This is a genomic window from Pseudoduganella sp. HUAS MS19 (assembly GCF_053615455.1).
The window spans coordinates 4,799,170-4,813,918 of sequence record NZ_CM132133.1; the positions used below are offsets into that span (position 1 = coordinate 4,799,170).

Genomic DNA, 14,749 nt, shown 5'->3' on the forward strand with positions numbered 1-14,749 from the left:
AGCATTTCCTAAGGCAGAAAGCCCCCATCCCGGCGGCGACATGCTATGCTTTTTAGTAAAGGAGGCATTTAAATATGCAAAACGTACATCATTTCGGTAGCACTGTCGCCACCGACAACGCGCTGATCCGCAACCGGGTGCTGCGCAATACTTATTGGCTGCTGGCACTGTCGATGATCCCGACCGTGCTGGGCGCCGTCGTCGGCGTGACTTTCGGCATCCCGTTCCCGCGTGGTTTCATGGGCGCCATCCTGTTCATGGCAATCGCCTTTGGCTTCTTCTGGGCCATTGAGAAGAACAAGCATTCCGGCGTGGGCGTCGCCCTGCTGCTGGGCTTCACCTTCTTCATGGGCCTGATGATGACCCCGCTGCTCACCCGCACGCTGGGCTTCTCGAATGGCGGCACGCTGATCATGACCGCGTTCGGCGGCACGGCATCCATCTTCGCCGCGCTGGCCAGCTATGCCACCGTGACCAAGCGTGACTTCTCGATGATGGGCAAATGGCTGTTTGCCGGCGTGATCGTGCTGCTGCTGGCTTCGATCGCCAACATCTTCCTGGGGATGAGCGCGCTGTCGATCGTGATCTCGGTACTGGTGATTGCCGTGTTCTCGGCCTACATCCTGTTCGACGTGCAGCGCATCGTCAACGGCGGCGAAACCAATTACGTTTCCGCCACCCTGGCCCTGTACCTGGACGTGTACAACATCTTCACCAGCCTGCTGAGCCTGCTGGGCCTGGGCGGCGACCGCGAATAAACGCTGCGCCAACCAATCAAAAAAAGCCGGCTCGCGCCGGCTTTTTTTTGTCCACCATGGGGTCAGGAACGAAAGTGGACATTACCGTAAAGAAATGTCCACTTTCGTTCCTGACCCCAAGGTGGACATTTATTCGAGGTCGAAGACCGCCATCGATTCGACGTGGGAGGTGTGCGGGAACATGTTCATCACGCCGGCCTGCGACATGCGGTAGCCGGCACGGTGCACCAGCACGCCCGCATCGCGCGCCAGCGTCGACGGCGAGCAGGAAACGTAGACGAGGCGCTTTGGCAGCATCTCCGGATGACTTTCCTTCAGCTCGGCCAGCGCCAGCGACAGCGCCATGGCGCCGTCGCGCGGCGGGTCGATCAGCATGCGGTCGAACTTGCCGAGGGCGATCAGGTCGTCCTTGGTGATTTCGAACAGGTTGCGGCATTGGAACGTGGTGTGGCCGTCGACCCCGTTCACCTTGGCGTTGGACAGCGCGCGCTCGGTCAGCGCGGTCGAGCCTTCAATGCCCACCACTTCCCGCGCCTGGGTTGCCAGCGGCAGGGTGAAGTTGCCGAGGCCGCAGAACAGGTCGGCTACGCGCTCTTCCTTTTGCACCTCGAGCAGGCGCAGCGCTTTGTGCACCAGCACGCGGTTGATGTGGTGATTCACCTGGGTGAAGTCGGTCGGCTTGAACGGCATCTTGATGCCGAACTCCGGCAGCGTGTAATACAGCTCTTTGCCTGCCGGGTAAAAAGGATATGCCGTGTCCGGACCCTTGGGCTGCAGCCACCATTGGATCTTGTACTGGTCGGCGAAGGCCTTGAGCTTGTCTTCGTCACCCTCGCCCAGCGGCACCATATTGCGCATCACCAGCACGGTGTTGTCTTCGCCGACGGCCAGCTCGATCTGCGGTACCTTGTCGAAAATGGTCAAGGAGTGGATCAGGGCGCGCAGCGGCATCATCATGTCCGAGACGTGCTTCGGCAGGATCTGGCAGCTCTGGATATCGGCCACGAACACCGATTTCTTTTCGTGGAAGCCGACCAGCACCGTACCCTTCTTCGCCACGTAACGCGAGGACAGGCGTGCGCGGTAGCGGTAGCCCCAGGTCGGGCCATACATCGGGCGCATCATGGTGTCCGATTTGACCTTGGACAGGTGCCACAGGTTGTCTTCCAGGACACGCTGCTTGATTGCCACCTGGGCCGACGCCTCCAGGTGCTGCATCGAACAGCCGCCGCAAATGTCGAAGTGTTCGCACTTCGGCTCGACGCGCATCGACGATTCTTTGTGCAGCGCCGTCATGCGGCCCTGCTCCCAGTTCTTCTTCTTGCGCAGCAGCTCGAAGCTGACTTTTTCACCCGGCAGCGCGCCTTCGATGAAGACCACCTTGCCCGGCGAGCCGTCCTCGTTCTCGATGTGGCCAACGCCACGGGCATCCATGTCCAGGGATTTGATTTCGACGATGTTGTCTTGCATAGCGATTAAGGTTGCAGCCGGCGCGTTGCGCGCCCAAAGCCCGCTATGATAGCAAAAACCGCTAACCCGGTGTCAGAACCGCGGGGCCTGACAGCCGAAACGCTGCCGCCGCCGGCAGAACGTTTTTAAAGCAGCGAATCGCGCACCACGCCGCGTGCCGCCATCGCGCGTTTCAGCTTGACCAGCGCCTCCTGCTGGATCTGCCGTACCCGCTCGCGGGTCACGCCCATTTCCTCGGCCAGGGTTTCCAGCGTGGCCGGATCGTCGTTATCCAGCCCGAATCGCCGCATGATGACAATACGCTGCTTGTCCGGCAGCTTGGTCAGCCAGTCCCGCACCAGCACCGTCATCTCATGGTGCTCGGCCCGCGCGTCGGGCGAATCCTCGGAATCGCCCGGCAGCATGTCCATCAGCGAAGACTGCGGGTCGTTATCCAGCGGCGCGTCGAGCGAGGTGGCATGCTCGGACAAGGCCAGGATATCCTGCACCTCCTCCACCGGCCGCCCCACCAGGTCGGCGATATCCTCCGCCGTGGCATCCTTGCCGTTGTGGTGCTGCGCCTCGAGATGGTATTTCCCCCGCAGGATCTGGTTCAGCTCACGCACCATGTGTACCGGCAGGCGCACCGTGCGCGCCTGGTTCATGATGGCACGTTCGATGCTCTGGCGGATCCACCAGGTGGCATAAGTGGAGAAACGGAAGCCGCGCTCCGGCTCGAACTTGTCGATGGCGCGCATCAGGCCGATATTACCCTCCTCGATCATGTCGAGCAGGACCACGCCGCGGTTGATGTAGTGTTTGGCGATCGATACCACCAGCCGCAGGTTATGCTCGATCATGGTCTGGCGGGCGGAGAAATCGCCTTGCTTGGCCAGTGTCGCGAAATGCACTTCCTGCTGCGCCGTCAGCAGGGGACGGGTACCGATCTGGTTCAGGTAGTGCTGGGTGGTATCGGTGGAAAGCTCCGCCGCCAGCACTTTTTTCAGCTCGTCGACAGTCTCGAGGACAGCACTGCTGCCCTCGACCGCGACTTCCCCGTCCGACTCCATGGAATCGATCGCGACTTCATCGATCGGCTCGTCCGGGAATTCCTCCGGAATCGAGTCGTCTTCCAGTTGGTCATTCGGCGAGCGTGTCATGGGTGCTTATCTAGCGGTTAGGCAGGAATTTCGATGGATCCACCGGCTTGCCCTGCTGCCTTATCTCAAAGTGCAGCTTGACCGTGTCGGTATCGGAGTCCCCCATTTCAGCAATTGCCTGGCCCCGGCGCACTTCCTGCCCTTCCTTCACCAGGATCGAGCGGTTGTGGGCGTAGGCCGACAACAGGCTGTTACTGTGCTTCACAATGACGAGATTACCATATCCGCGGATGCCGCTACCGGCATACATCACTTTTCCTCGTTCGGCAGCCAACACTTGTTGTCCGGCGCGTCCGGCGATGTCGATGCCCTTGTTCTTGCCCTCGTCGAAATGGGCCACCACGCGGCCATCGGAAGGCCAGGTCCACGACAGGTCGCGGTCTTCCGCGCTCACTACCGCTGCCGGCGGCACGGCCGGCGCCGGGGCCGGGGCGGCGCTGGCCACGACGGCCGGTTTCTCGGCGCGCTCGTCGGTTTTCTGCAGATCGGCCACGGCACTGTCGGAATACGGACGTTTTTCCCCCTTCGGCGCCGACTTGCGCGGCGGCGGCGGGGTTTTCTCGATCTGCGGCGGGGTCGGCACGGCCGCCACCTGCACGCCTTCCGGCGGCGTCAGGCGCAACACCTGGTCGACCTTGATGTCGTCCGGATTGGTCAGGTTGTTCCAGGCCGCCAGGTCGCGGTAATTCAGGCCGCGGTCGAAGGCGATGCGGATCAGGGTATCGCCCTTGTGGACGGTGTAGTAGCCTTCCTTGTCCTTGGGCTCCTCTGGAGCCGGCTTCGTTGGCGTGACAGGAAGCGGAATCGAGCGGTCCTCGACCGGGGCCGGCTGCTTTACGGTTTCACATGCGGTGAGCAAGACCAGCGAGGCGGCCATCAGGAAAAGGGAATATTTCTTCGTCATTCTATTGATCTGTGTGTTAAACGGTGCCAGGGCGCAGCGGCACAAAATGGCAGTCTTCCAGCGTCTGGCGCACCCATTCATTCTTGCTGACACGGGTCACCAGTTCGAGATGCTGGGTGCGAGCCCCGACCGGGGCGACCAGGCGGCCGCCGATATTCAGTTGATCCAGCAAGGCCTGGGGCACTTCCAGGCCCGCGGCGGCAAGGATGATGCCATCGAAAGGCGTCGCCTGCGGCAAGCCTAGCATACCATCTCCGTAGTGCAAACGCAGGTTCGGCACCCGCATCGGGCGCAAATTGGCCTTGGCCAGTTCGTGCAGGGGCTTGATGCGCTCGATCGAATACACTTCTTTCGCCACGCAGGCCAGCACCGCCGCCTGGTAGCCGCAGCCGGTGCCGATTTCCAGGACGCGCTGCAAATCCTGCCCGGCCCGCATCACCTCGATCATGCGCGCCACGATATATGGCTGGGAAATGGTCTGGTGGTGGCCGATCGGCAGCGAAGCGTCGATATAAGCTTGCGGCGCCAAGCCTTCGTCCATGAATAGATGGCGCGGCACGGTGTCGAGCGCCCCCAGCACCACCGGGTCGCTGACGCCCTGCTTCGCCACGCGCTGCACCATGGCTCGGCGCACCCCGTCCGACACCAGCGCATGCTGGCGCGGCGTACCGACCGGGCCTGGCTGCACCTGGGCGCGCTCCTGCGCATAGGAATGGGCCCGCGATGGCGAAGCCACCGATTGCGGCGGGCGCCAGCCGCCGGGGCTGGCGGCGGCCGTGCGGGCGGCGTTCTGGGTCGCGGTTTGTGGCGTGGCCACGGTGTTGAAGACCGGCTTTTTCGCCGGGCTCTTGTCGGTAACGGATGACAGGGGCAGCGGGAAAGTGCGGGTCTTGTCGCTCATGCGATGGCCTTTGCCAGGGTATCGAGTTGATGGCGATGAGTCAGGTCGATCTGCAAGGGCGTCAACGACACGCGGCCATTGGCCACGGCATGGAAGTCGGTGCCCTCCCCGGCATCCTTGCAGGCGCCGGGCGGGCCAATCCAGTAGATTTCGCGGCCACGCGGATCAAGCGCCTTGACCACGGGTTCGGCCTGGTGGCGGCGGCCCAGGCGGGTCGGCGTCAGTGGCCCCAGCTGCTCATACGGCAGGTTCGGGATATTCACGTTCAGCAGGTAAGGCCGCTCCAGCAGCTCCAGGTAGCGCTGCACCAGGTCGCGCGCGACGCGGGCGGCGGCATCGACGTTGGCCCAGCCATAGGAACCCTGCGAGAAGGCCATCGCCGGCACGCCGAACAGGTAGCCCTCGGTGGCGGCCGCCACGGTGCCCGAATACAGCGTGTCGTCGCCCATATTCGGGCCGTTGTTAATGCCCGACACCACCAGGTCCGGCACATGGTCCAGCAGGCCGGTCAGCGCCACGTGCACGCAATCGGTGGGCGTGCCATTGACAAAATAGAAACCATTGGCCGCCTGGTGCACCGACAGGGGGCGGTCCAGCGTCAGGGAATTGGAGGCGCCGGAGCGGTTGCTGTCGGGCGCCACAACCACGATATCGGCAATTGGCTGCAGGGCTTCCGCCAGCGCATTGATGCCAGGCGCCAGGTAGCCGTCGTCGTTACTGATAAGGATTCTCATACAGGGAATTTTACCTGAAGCAACGACTGGCGCAGCGCGCCGGCAACGACAAATTTACATGGCGACGGGCAGCGGCCAGTATCCGGCGCGCTCCTGCGCCAGCGGCCAGGCATGGTGGTGGTTGAGGGCGGCCGGACCCGCGGCAGGCAGGCGTTGCCAGGGACAGAGCCCGGCGCCGAACCATTGCATAAATGCCTCATAAGCTTGCTGCAGGGCTAGCGCCGGCAGCGGCTCGCCGCTGGCCAGGCAGGCGCAGTGCGGCAGTTGCACCGCATTGAAGTAGTCTTCCAGCGACAGCCAGGGCAAGCCATACGCCTGGCCCAGCATGTCCTCGAACAGCGGCTGATAGCCGCCCACCCCATCCTCGCCGCGCCGCCACAGGGCGCACTGCGCCGCGTCCGAGGTTTCGATGCGCGACGGCAGCGGGTAGACCAGCAACTGGCGCTGCTCGTCCTCATGGCAGTTGCGGTAGCCGGTGGCGCGCGCCACCAGGTCCTGCAGGCCGTCCAGGTTCTGCCGGCTCGGCGCAAACACCAGCACCAGCCGTGTCGGCAGCAGCGTGGTGCAGATGGCCGCGCAGTCGGCGCGCCCGCTGCGCGCATCGACCAGCACATGGCCGAAATGGCGCGCCAGGCGCGCGGCAAAGGTGCGGAACAGCGCAGGGCAAGCATCGAACATGGCTTGCCAGTCCAGCATCGCCGCGCGTTCCGCATGGCTGCCATCGCACCGCCCAGCGCGCAGCAGCCAGAGTGGCCGGTCATCGCATGCCCTCACCAGGTACTGCTCCCAGCGGACGGCGTCCACAACCGCTTCGGCCAGCGCCTGGTCGCTGGCGTAGCGGCCGGCGCGTTCGCGCAGCTGTTCGCGGCATTCCTCGAACAGGTCCAAGACGCCAGGGGCTTCCGCTGCGCCCGGAAAGTAGTAATGCAGGCCCGGGGCCTCCAGGTCCCAGTCGATCAGCAGCACCGGCGCCGTGCGGCGGCATGCCAGCATGTGCCCAAGGTTGGCCAGCGCCATGGTGCGGCCAGCGCCGCCTCTGTAGGAATAGAAAGTGGTGACTTGGCCGGCTGCTGGCAGTTCCGGCAGGTGCAGGCGTAGGTGTTCCATGGCGCTCTTTCAGTGTTTTTTCTAGCGAGGGAAGTGCGGCGGCGCCGGCGGCCGCCATTCCGGCGGTACCGGTGGCAGCACGAACTGCCTGCAATCGTGGTCGGGCGGGATGCTCGCCTTCAGGCAGTGGTAGTGCATCGTGATTCGGTCCACGATGCGCCGGATATCGGGCAGGAAATCGGGGTTGGTCTTCAGGTCCCCGGTTGCCAGCGTGTAGCGTGAAAAGTCGACATACATGCCAGGCTCGCTGATCTGGCGCGGCAGGTTCAGCGGATGGCGGGTCATGATGACGGGGATGATCAGGTGGCTGGGCAGCTCATACCAGCCGCTGCGCTCGGCCTCGATCATTTGCATGGCGGCGAATTCGCGCCGGGTATACGGGTGGGCCTCGTACTTGGGCGTATAGATCACGATCATCGTGGCGCTCTGGCACATGGCCAGGGCCAGGCGGCGGTCGATATCGTCGCCGCCGCCCAGTTGCTCGCTATCGACAAAGAGTTCGGTCTCGTTGTCGAAATGGGGCTCAAGATAGCACTTCAGGGCATCGACCAGGTCGTCCTTGAAGTGGCTCATATATGCGTGCTGGCCATGCGCGTAACTGAAAAAACAGCCGTACCGGATACTCATGGCAATCGCCTCCCCTGCCAGCCCAATGTAATCGCCTCCCGCGCGTTAAACTTTGTGCCGGCGCAAAGTGTTCCGGGGCATAATCGCACGATCGTTCGCTAACAATCATGGAGACCGTATGAAAGCTATCGTTTGCAAGGAGTGGGGTTTGCCCGACACGCTGGCGCTGGAAGAAGTGCCCGACCCGCTGCCCGGCCCCGGCCAGGTGGTGCTGCAGGTGAAGGCGGCGGCCGTCAACTTCCCCGATGTGCTGATCATCCAGGGCAAGTACCAGTACAAGCCAGCCCTGCCCTTCACGCCGGGCAATGAAGTGTCGGGCGTCGTGCTGTCGGTGGGCGAAGGCGTGCAGGGCTTCAAGCCGGGCGACCAGGCGATTGCCTTCTCCGCGCATGGGGGCTTTGCCGAACAACTGCTGGTGCCCGCCGCTTCGCTGATGCCGATGCCGCCGGGGATGGATTTCGACACCGCCGCCGCGATTACCCTCACTTATGGCACCTCGCACCACGCCGTGGCGGATCGCGCGCAGCTGAAGGCCGGCGAAACCATGCTGGTGCTGGGCGCGGCCGGCGGCGTTGGCCTGGCCGCCATCGAAATCGGGAAGGCGCTTGGCGCACGCGTGATTGCAGCGGCCTCCAGCGAAGAAAAGCTGGCGGTCTGCAAGGAGCATGGGGCCGACGTCCTGATCAACTACAGCAGCGCCGACCTGCGCGAGGCAATCAAGGCGGCCACCGACGGCAAGGGCCCGGATGTGATTTACGACCCGGTCGGCGGTGAATACGCCGAGCCGGCCTTCCGCTCGATCGGCTGGCGCGGACGCTACCTGGTGGTCGGTTTTGCCAACGGCGAGATCCCGCAGCTGCCGCTTAACCTCATGCTGCTCAAAGGCGCTTCGCTGATGGGCGTGTTCTGGGGCGAATTCGTCAAGCGCGAACCCAAGGCCAACCTGGCCGGCATGATGCAGTTGCTGGGCTGGCTGGCCGAAGGCAAGATTCGCCCGCACATCTCCGCCCGTTATGCGCTGGCCGACACGCCGCGCGCACTGGAAGCGATGGCTGCGCGCAAGGTGACCGGCAAAGTGATCATCAAGCCTTGAGCCATTGCGCAAAACGCGCGGCCAGGTAGAAAACCACGCCGTTCGCGGCAACCATCGCCACCAGGTGCAGGCCCAGCGCGGCCAGCACCTGCAGCAGCGGCCCGCCGGCGCCGCAGATCGTCATCAACGCCGGCACCAGCACGAAGCCGGCGCCGTGGGCGGCCGAGACGATGAAGCTCCACAGCACCATCCCAGCCTGCCCCGCCAGGGCGTGTCCTTTACTGAAGCTGCAGGCCAACGCAAGCAGCACGCCAGCGCCCCACTGCAGCGCCGGCCGGTCCAGCGGCAGCCGCAAGGCCACCGCTGCCGCCACCACGGCCATCGACACGATATGGCCGCAGGCGATCGCCGTCACGGCCCGCCAGGGCCGCAAGCTGGACATGGCATCCCCGCATCACGCCTGGGAACAGCCGCAGCAGGCAGGGGCCGCCTGCGCGTAGCGATCGTGGTGCCGGACCCACGCCATGGTGTACGGCAAGTCGTCTTCATGCCGGCCCAGCGGCGTGAGGTCGAGGAAGCGGTATGTGTGCATCATCACTTCCACGCCGCGGCCATAGGTCGAATAGGTATGGTAGACCACGCCCGCATCATCCTTGTAGAACACACTGACGCCGGGCGCATCTTCGTGCGGGAAAGCCTGGCCGGTATAGTTGTAATAGACCTCGCCCCCGGCCACTTCCTCCGGCGCGAAGCTGACATGGAAGTCGTAATTGAAATCGCTTTCGCCGGACGACACCCATTTGAACTGCCAGCCCATCTCCTTGCGCATGCGCTCAATACTTGCCGGCGGTGCGCGCGAAACAGCCACCACGCTCACGCCGCGCTGCGCCAGGTGCGCCAAAGCGCCGTCCGTATGGTCTGCCATATAGGAACAATGCGCGCAGCCGCGTTCCTGGCCCGGGGCGAACATGAAGTGCTGCACCACGAGCTGGCTGCGCCCTTCGAACAGGTCGGACAGCGAGCGCTTGCCCTGCTGTGTGTCGAACACATACTGTTTGTCCACGCGCACCCAGGGCAGCGCGCGGCGGGCGCTGGCCAGCTGATCTTGCTGGCGCATCAGTTCCTTCTCGCGCACCAGCAATTCCTTGCGCTGCGCCACCCATTGCTCTTGATTGACGATGGTATGCATGCTCACTCTCCCCGCGGACGGCGCACTGCTCGCACCTTGCCGCTGTTTTCGCCGCCCGCATAGAACAGGCCGGCGCCATCGGATTCCAGGCCGCTGACGAACACGCCCGGCGGCATCTCCAGCAGCTCCAGCACTGCGCCGCTCTGTGGATCGACGTGGCGGATGTCGCTTTGGTCGCCTTCCCAGGTGCCATGCCACAGCTCACCGTCCACCCAGGTCACGCCGGTGACGAAACGGTTCGATTCGACGGTGCGCAGCACGGCGCCGGTCTCCGGATTGACCTGGTGGATCTTGCGTTCCCGGTACTGCCCCACCCACAGGCTGCCTTCCGCCCACGCCAGGCCGGAATCGCCGCCTTTGCCGGGGGCGGGAATCGACGCCACGACCGTGCCGCTGGCCGGATCGATCTTGTTGATCCGCTCCGCCGCGATCTGGTACAGGAACTTGCCGTCGAACGCCGTACCGGCATCGGCAGCAACGTCCAGCGAGCGCGCCTGCCTGCCGTTCTCGGGATCAAAACCGATCAGGCGGGCGCCGGTGGCAGCCCACACCAGATGGCCGTCGTAAGTAACGCCGCCGACTTTGGCAACGCCGTCGAACGGTCCGTATTCGCGCACGATCTCAGCCTTGCGCACCTTGCTTGCATTGCGGGTCATTGCTTAGCTCCTTATGAGTCGCGCCATTGCTTGGCGCCGCAAGTGAACTTTATTCCAACGGCAGTGCGGCAGGGAGTAACAAGATTGTCGTGAATCCGGCCAAGGGCGGCGCCAGCCAGCGGCGCGTGCGGGCATTGCCGATCGAGCGCACGCGCCCGGCGGTTTCCAGCTCAGCAAGCGCGCGCTGGATGGTGCGCTGGCTGGCATCGAGCGCCTGCGCCAGGGCGGAAGTCGACCAGGCGGCGCCGTCGGACAACAGCGCCAGCAGCGAAGCCTGTGCGCCATCGATGGGAGGTTCCAGCACAGCCAGCGCACCGCCATCCCGCGTGCGCATCGCAAAGCCGGACGGGCTGGCTTCAATGACGGCCAGGCCCTTGAGCAGCGCACGCAGGCGGCCGATCTCGACCCGCAGCCGCGCGCGATGGGTTTCGTCGGGACGGCGGGTATTGAAGGCCCGTTCAATCAGCAGCTCGCGCCCGGCGTCGCCGGGCCAGGCTTCGGCCAGTGTACGGGCCAGTGCGAAAAGCACGGGCCTGCGCGCCAGGGGGCGCCACATGGCGCCCCGGCCCAGGCCGCGGCGGCAGGCATCGAGCACCAGCGTGTCCGATGCGAGCAGCGCCGCTACTGCGTCAAGCGACATGGATTCAGGCGCCATCCCGCCAGGCATGTGCCGCCGCGCGGCGGGGCGCTGCAGCGCGGCGCGCGCCTCCATCACCTCGGCCAGCAGCTCCGGTACGCCCGAGCGCGTGGCCGCGGCATGCGCGTGCGCGAGCGCCGACCGCGCCGGCGCCGGACGCAAGGAACGCATCGCCAGTTCGGCTGCCGCCAGCTGCGCCACTGCCGCCAAGGCCGGCGTCAAGGCTCGGATATCGAGGCGGGACAGTTCGGCCGCGGCAGCCTCCAGCCGGCCCAGCAGAAGGAGTTTGCGGGCAGCGATCAGGCGCGCCTGCAACGCATTGCCGTAATCGCCATGGGCTTCCAGCACCGCCAGCGCCGCCGCCAGCACGCGCGGGGCGCCTGAGAAATCGCGCATGGCCAGCGCCACTTCGGCTTCTGCGACCACGCAGCGCGCACGCGCCAATTGCTCATGCGAGCCAAAGCCGCGCGCCGCCCGGCGCAGCAGTGCGCGCGCCTTGGGGAAGTCGCCCAGCCGCGCCATGGCAATGCCGCGCAGCGCCAGCGCCGGCGGGTCCTCGCGCAGGGCGACATGTTTCAGGGCGCCCAGCACATCGCCGCTGGCCAGGGAGCGCGCCGACGCCGTGATCAGCGAGTCCATCGGGATTCAGGCGCCCCGGAGCACGCGGGATGCGGCTGCGCGCAACAGCACGCGCGAATAAAGCTGGTGAAAGCCAAGCAGTGCGCGCAAGGCGGCGCCCTGCCGCGCGCGCACGACTGCCGAGCCAAAGTACAGCCGCGTGCCCTGCCCGGCCGGCGCCGCCATCAGCCACGAGCGCGTGCTGCCGGCGAAATCGCACATCAGCAATTGACCGGGCGCCCGTCCTTCCACCGACCAGGCGGCGAACTGCTGGCGCTGGCCCCTTGCCAGCTCGCGCGCTTGCGCATCGCGCGACGGTCGCGCAACCAACAGCGCCAGCAACAGGCGCTCCAGCTTGAATACGGCGGTAGTGTAGAAGGCTTCGACAAAGGCGGCATGCGCCACCTGGACCGGCACGTCAACGGCGAAGCAATCGGTATAGGCGCCCTGCTCTCGGTAACGCTGCAGCAAAGCGTCTTCCGGCAGCTCGGCGTTCACAGGTAGCTCCAGGTGTCGGCGCCATCGAACCGGCGCACTTCCAGCGTCGCCACTGTTGCGGGTGCGAAGTTGGCCATGTTGACGCCCATGCGGCCATCGTCATTGGGCCGGAGCGACTTCCAGTGGGTGACGCAGCCGCAGGTCCGGCAGCGCACCGTACGCAGCGACTTGTCGCCCCAGACGTAATCCTCGGTATGCGCCGGATCGCCCCCGATGCGCACGGCATCTTCTGGGTAGAACGCCCACAGCGCCCGCGTACGGCGGCATATCGAACAGTTGCAGTCGATCAGGTAGGTCGGCGCGGCGGGCACCTCGATTGTGATATTGCCGCAGTGGCAGGAACCATTGAGGATAGTCATCCGACAAGCATAACAGCCCGCTCGTCGGTTTGCAGACGCTCGGGTTGCGCATTGCGCTGCGGTTTCGCTTTGCTGTCCGCCTTGCCATAGCGTGCCCTGGCGGGCGGCTCATGCGCTCATCACCTGGCTAGGCAGCAGGTCCGACATGTTTTCCGCCACGGAGCGCGCGTTGAAACAGCGGAAGCGGAACTCGCCGCCATCCTCCAGCTCCACCACCACGATGCCGGTCAGGATGCCGAATTCGCGCCGTACCGAACGTACTTCGCGCAAGGGGATATGCACCGGCTGCAAGTCATCATGCACCGCCTTGTTCATGATGTTCGGTATCCAGTCCAGCGCGTCGGCCGATACGGTGACGATACCGCCGACCCACAATCCGCCGATGATGGCGCCGACTGCTTCCACATTGCGCCCCGCTGCCGCGCCGATGCGGCGATTGACCACGGCGTCCGTGATAAAGGCATTGCACAACTTCTTGATGAAAATCGTCATTGGAACCTCATGCCGTTTTTGTCGATTAACAGGTTGTCCGGATCGTTTTTCAGTACCAGTTGCAGGTTTTCACGCGCAGCGTTGCGCAGGTTTTCATACACGGCCGGCGGCTGCGGCTGCTGCTGGTGCGATTTAAAAGCCAGCGCCATGAAGGCGCCGATCATGGCGCTTTGCTCGAAGACGTCGCGCACCCGGTCCGCCTCGTTGCGGTCATTGATGTTTTGCAGCTTGTTCTGTGCGCGAATTTGCCTGGCGACGGCATTGAAGTCTGCGTCCGAAACCTCGGTATCCTTCAACACCATGTAATTCCCGACCAGGAAAGCCGCCAGTCCGCCCGCCATGTCGCGCGGAGTCCATCCCATCTTCCTTTCAACCTGGAGATATACGTCCATGCTTTGCAAATAGATCTTCTCCATCTCCGCGCGCTTTTCGACCGGGAAGTGCTGGGCAAGCCTGTGCGCGTTGGCCTGCACGGCGGGTTTGGATCTCGGCAGGATTGGCGGGGCCTTCTTCGCAACAGCCGACGAAGGTACCGGAATGCGCAAGTCCGGCTGCGGCCAGACCACAACGTTATCGTAGCTCATGCCAAAACCGCAGCACTGGCCGTACGCAGCAGGCGTCAGCGCAATCGCCAGCGCGCCCAAGATCAACTTGCACTTCATCGTGTCACCTCGAGATTGCACCAAACGTTGTCGGAGAATATACAATTTTTTACAATGCGCCAATTGAATCGAGGTGCGTGAAAGTCACTCTGTACGGAAGGAAGGTCATATGGGGATTCGCGCGCTGGCTTCGTCCGCCCTGGCTCTCGCCCTGCACGGCACCGCCCCGGCAGGCGAAGTATTGCTGGATGTTCCGACCCGGCCTGGCGCCACGGTGCGCGTGCTGGAGATGACTGGCGAGCACACCGCCAGCCATGTCGTCCTTTACCTTGCCGGCGGCTCGGGCCAGCGCGGATTGCAGGGCGTCTGGCCAGGCAGCCTGCCGACCGATCCCGATACATTGTTCGGTGCGCAGCGCCAGATGGCGAACCAGGTAGGGGCCATGGCGGCGCTGGACACCGCCAGCGACCATGAGGTGCTGGACCTGGGCAGCCGCCAGGGCACTGCGCACCGGCAGGATGTCGCAGCCATCGTCGACTTCATGCGCAAGCGCCACCCGCAGGCACGCATGGTCCTGATGGGCAGCAGCGACGGCGCCTTCTCCGCCGCCTCAGTCGCGAACCGCTTGCCCGCTGTGGATGCCGTGGTGCTGGTCAATGGCAGCCCCGATGCCTGGGCCGAGGTTCCGCACTTGAAGCGTCCCGTGCTTGGCGTGCACCATCGGCGCGACGCCTGCCTGCCCTTTCGCGACAGCTATCGGAAGGCGCGCTTCTTCCCGCTGATTGCTGTCGACAGCACAGCGTTCCCGCAGGTTTACGCCGGCACACGCCGCGACTGCAGACGCGAAAGCGCACACGGCCTGCAGGGGCAACGCGCGCAGGTCTACCGGGCAATCGGCAACTGGCTACTGACTGGCGAAGCACCGCCGGAACTGCACTAGCGCTGTGCCGCGCCGCGTGTGCCGGGCAAGCGCCCACGGGCTGGCCATTGCACCGTCGGCGGCAATGCGTGCGAGCGCATTGCGC

Annotated in this window: 18 protein-coding genes; 3 read left to right on the top strand and 15 right to left on the bottom strand. The window is 64.6% G+C overall.

Annotated elements, in window-relative coordinates:
- Nucleotides 1–74 precede the first annotated feature (74 nt).
- A complete protein-coding gene (locus tag ACWBU6_RS21980; protein ID WP_452645480.1) occupies nt 75–758 on the top strand; it encodes a Bax inhibitor-1/YccA family protein in 684 nt (227 codons plus the stop codon).
- A 129-nt stretch (nt 759–887) separates the two neighbouring features.
- Here ACWBU6_RS21980 and rlmD read toward each other — a convergent pair whose 3' ends face one another.
- The 7 genes from rlmD to ACWBU6_RS22015 form a co-directional block, all read right to left on the bottom strand.
- Entirely contained in the window at nt 888–2,228 is a 1,341-nt protein-coding gene (rlmD, locus tag ACWBU6_RS21985) for a 23S rRNA (uracil(1939)-C(5))-methyltransferase RlmD (RefSeq protein ID WP_452645481.1), read from the bottom strand.
- A 125-nt stretch (nt 2,229–2,353) separates the two neighbouring features.
- Nucleotides 2,354–3,367: an RNA polymerase sigma factor RpoS gene (rpoS, locus tag ACWBU6_RS21990; protein WP_452645482.1), complete on the bottom strand. Its 1,014-nt coding sequence runs from the start codon at nt 3,365–3,367 to the stop codon at nt 2,354–2,356.
- A 10-nt stretch (nt 3,368–3,377) separates the two neighbouring features.
- Nucleotides 3,378–4,271, bottom strand: coding sequence for a peptidoglycan DD-metalloendopeptidase family protein (locus ACWBU6_RS21995; protein WP_452645483.1), 894 nt, complete (start codon nt 4,269–4,271; stop codon nt 3,378–3,380).
- A gap of 16 nt (nt 4,272–4,287) precedes the next feature.
- On the bottom strand, nt 4,288–5,172 hold the full coding sequence (locus ACWBU6_RS22000; RefSeq protein ID WP_452645484.1) for a protein-L-isoaspartate(D-aspartate) O-methyltransferase: 885 nt from the start codon (nt 5,170–5,172) through the stop codon (nt 4,288–4,290).
- Nucleotides 5,169–5,906 (bottom strand): 5'/3'-nucleotidase SurE, encoded by a 738-nt coding sequence (surE, locus tag ACWBU6_RS22005; protein WP_452645485.1) that lies wholly within the window; start codon nt 5,904–5,906, stop codon nt 5,169–5,171. Before surE ends, ACWBU6_RS22000 begins: the two co-directional genes overlap by 4 nt.
- 54 nt (nt 5,907–5,960) lie before the next feature.
- A complete protein-coding gene (locus ACWBU6_RS22010; RefSeq protein ID WP_452645486.1) occupies nt 5,961–7,013 on the bottom strand; it encodes a KGGVGR-motif variant AAA ATPase in 1,053 nt (350 codons plus the stop codon).
- Nucleotides 7,014–7,034: 21 nt separating this feature from the next.
- On the bottom strand, nt 7,035–7,640 hold the full coding sequence (locus tag ACWBU6_RS22015; protein WP_452645487.1) for a toll/interleukin-1 receptor domain-containing protein: 606 nt from the start codon (nt 7,638–7,640) through the stop codon (nt 7,035–7,037).
- A 118-nt stretch (nt 7,641–7,758) separates the two neighbouring features.
- On the opposite strand from ACWBU6_RS22015, the gene ACWBU6_RS22020 reads away from it, so the two are divergent.
- Nucleotides 7,759–8,733 (top strand): NADPH:quinone oxidoreductase family protein, encoded by a 975-nt coding sequence (locus tag ACWBU6_RS22020; RefSeq protein WP_452645488.1) that lies wholly within the window; start codon nt 7,759–7,761, stop codon nt 8,731–8,733.
- Here the strand turns inward: ACWBU6_RS22020 and ACWBU6_RS22025 are convergent.
- The 8 genes from ACWBU6_RS22025 to ACWBU6_RS22060 all read right to left on the bottom strand — a co-directional run bounded on the left by ACWBU6_RS22025 (nt 8,723) and on the right by ACWBU6_RS22060 (nt 13,784).
- On the bottom strand, nt 8,723–9,115 hold the full coding sequence (locus tag ACWBU6_RS22025) for a hypothetical protein (protein ID WP_452645489.1): 393 nt from the start codon (nt 9,113–9,115) through the stop codon (nt 8,723–8,725). The genes ACWBU6_RS22020 and ACWBU6_RS22025 overlap by 11 nt on opposite strands.
- Nucleotides 9,116–9,127: 12 nt before the next feature.
- Nucleotides 9,128–9,862 carry a DUF899 domain-containing protein gene (locus tag ACWBU6_RS22030; protein WP_452645490.1) on the bottom strand — a complete coding sequence of 245 codons (735 nt, stop codon included), beginning with the start codon at nt 9,860–9,862 and terminating at the stop codon, nt 9,128–9,130.
- A gap of 2 nt (nt 9,863–9,864) precedes the next feature.
- The gene (locus tag ACWBU6_RS22035; protein ID WP_452645491.1) at nt 9,865–10,518 is read right to left on the bottom strand and encodes a glutaminyl-peptide cyclotransferase; all 654 of its coding nucleotides are present in this window, start codon (nt 10,516–10,518) and stop codon (nt 9,865–9,867) included.
- A 49-nt stretch (nt 10,519–10,567) separates the two neighbouring features.
- Nucleotides 10,568–11,794: a helix-turn-helix domain-containing protein gene (locus ACWBU6_RS22040; protein WP_452645492.1), complete on the bottom strand. Its 1,227-nt coding sequence runs from the start codon at nt 11,792–11,794 to the stop codon at nt 10,568–10,570.
- Between the two features lie 6 nt (nt 11,795–11,800).
- Nucleotides 11,801–12,271: a hypothetical protein gene (locus tag ACWBU6_RS22045; protein ID WP_452645493.1), complete on the bottom strand. Its 471-nt coding sequence runs from the start codon at nt 12,269–12,271 to the stop codon at nt 11,801–11,803.
- Nucleotides 12,268–12,630, bottom strand: a complete 363-nt coding sequence (locus ACWBU6_RS22050) for a GFA family protein (RefSeq protein WP_452645494.1) — start codon at nt 12,628–12,630, stop codon at nt 12,268–12,270. The genes ACWBU6_RS22045 and ACWBU6_RS22050 overlap by 4 nt, the downstream gene beginning before the upstream one ends.
- Before the next feature lie 108 nt (nt 12,631–12,738).
- A complete protein-coding gene (locus tag ACWBU6_RS22055) occupies nt 12,739–13,122 on the bottom strand; it encodes a hypothetical protein (RefSeq protein WP_452645495.1) in 384 nt (127 codons plus the stop codon).
- Complete coding sequence (locus ACWBU6_RS22060) at nt 13,119–13,784, bottom strand: DUF6683 family protein (protein WP_452645496.1); 666 nt, start codon at nt 13,782–13,784, stop codon at nt 13,119–13,121. The genes ACWBU6_RS22055 and ACWBU6_RS22060 overlap by 4 nt, the downstream gene beginning before the upstream one ends.
- Before the next feature lie 109 nt (nt 13,785–13,893).
- On the opposite strand from ACWBU6_RS22060, the gene ACWBU6_RS22065 reads away from it, so the two are divergent.
- Nucleotides 13,894–14,664: a hypothetical protein gene (locus tag ACWBU6_RS22065; RefSeq protein ID WP_452645497.1), complete on the top strand. Its 771-nt coding sequence runs from the start codon at nt 13,894–13,896 to the stop codon at nt 14,662–14,664.
- The last annotated feature ends 85 nt before the right edge of the window (nt 14,665–14,749 follow it).

Coding starts and splice junctions, on each gene's coding strand:
- ACWBU6_RS21980 (WP_452645480.1), top strand. CDS start 75: ATGCAAAACGTACATCATTTCGGTAGCACTGTCGCCACCGACAACGCG.
- rlmD (WP_452645481.1), bottom strand. CDS start 2,228: ATGCAAGACAACATCGTCGAAATCAAATCCCTGGACATGGATGCCCGT.
- rpoS (WP_452645482.1), bottom strand. CDS start 3,367: ATGACACGCTCGCCGAATGACCAACTGGAAGACGACTCGATTCCGGAG.
- ACWBU6_RS21995 (WP_452645483.1), bottom strand. CDS start 4,271: ATGACGAAGAAATATTCCCTTTTCCTGATGGCCGCCTCGCTGGTCTTG.
- ACWBU6_RS22000 (WP_452645484.1), bottom strand. CDS start 5,172: ATGAGCGACAAGACCCGCACTTTCCCGCTGCCCCTGTCATCCGTTACC.
- surE (WP_452645485.1), bottom strand. CDS start 5,906: ATGAGAATCCTTATCAGTAACGACGACGGCTACCTGGCGCCTGGCATC.
- ACWBU6_RS22010 (WP_452645486.1), bottom strand. CDS start 7,013: ATGGAACACCTACGCCTGCACCTGCCGGAACTGCCAGCAGCCGGCCAA.
- ACWBU6_RS22015 (WP_452645487.1), bottom strand. CDS start 7,640: ATGAGTATCCGGTACGGCTGTTTTTTCAGTTACGCGCATGGCCAGCAC.
- ACWBU6_RS22020 (WP_452645488.1), top strand. CDS start 7,759: ATGAAAGCTATCGTTTGCAAGGAGTGGGGTTTGCCCGACACGCTGGCG.
- ACWBU6_RS22025 (WP_452645489.1), bottom strand. CDS start 9,115: ATGTCCAGCTTGCGGCCCTGGCGGGCCGTGACGGCGATCGCCTGCGGC.
- ACWBU6_RS22030 (WP_452645490.1), bottom strand. CDS start 9,862: ATGCATACCATCGTCAATCAAGAGCAATGGGTGGCGCAGCGCAAGGAA.
- ACWBU6_RS22035 (WP_452645491.1), bottom strand. CDS start 10,518: ATGACCCGCAATGCAAGCAAGGTGCGCAAGGCTGAGATCGTGCGCGAA.
- ACWBU6_RS22040 (WP_452645492.1), bottom strand. CDS start 11,794: ATGGACTCGCTGATCACGGCGTCGGCGCGCTCCCTGGCCAGCGGCGAT.
- ACWBU6_RS22050 (WP_452645494.1), bottom strand. CDS start 12,630: ATGACTATCCTCAATGGTTCCTGCCACTGCGGCAATATCACAATCGAG.
- ACWBU6_RS22055 (WP_452645495.1), bottom strand. CDS start 13,122: ATGACGATTTTCATCAAGAAGTTGTGCAATGCCTTTATCACGGACGCC.
- ACWBU6_RS22060 (WP_452645496.1), bottom strand. CDS start 13,784: ATGAAGTGCAAGTTGATCTTGGGCGCGCTGGCGATTGCGCTGACGCCT.
- ACWBU6_RS22065 (WP_452645497.1), top strand. CDS start 13,894: ATGGGGATTCGCGCGCTGGCTTCGTCCGCCCTGGCTCTCGCCCTGCAC.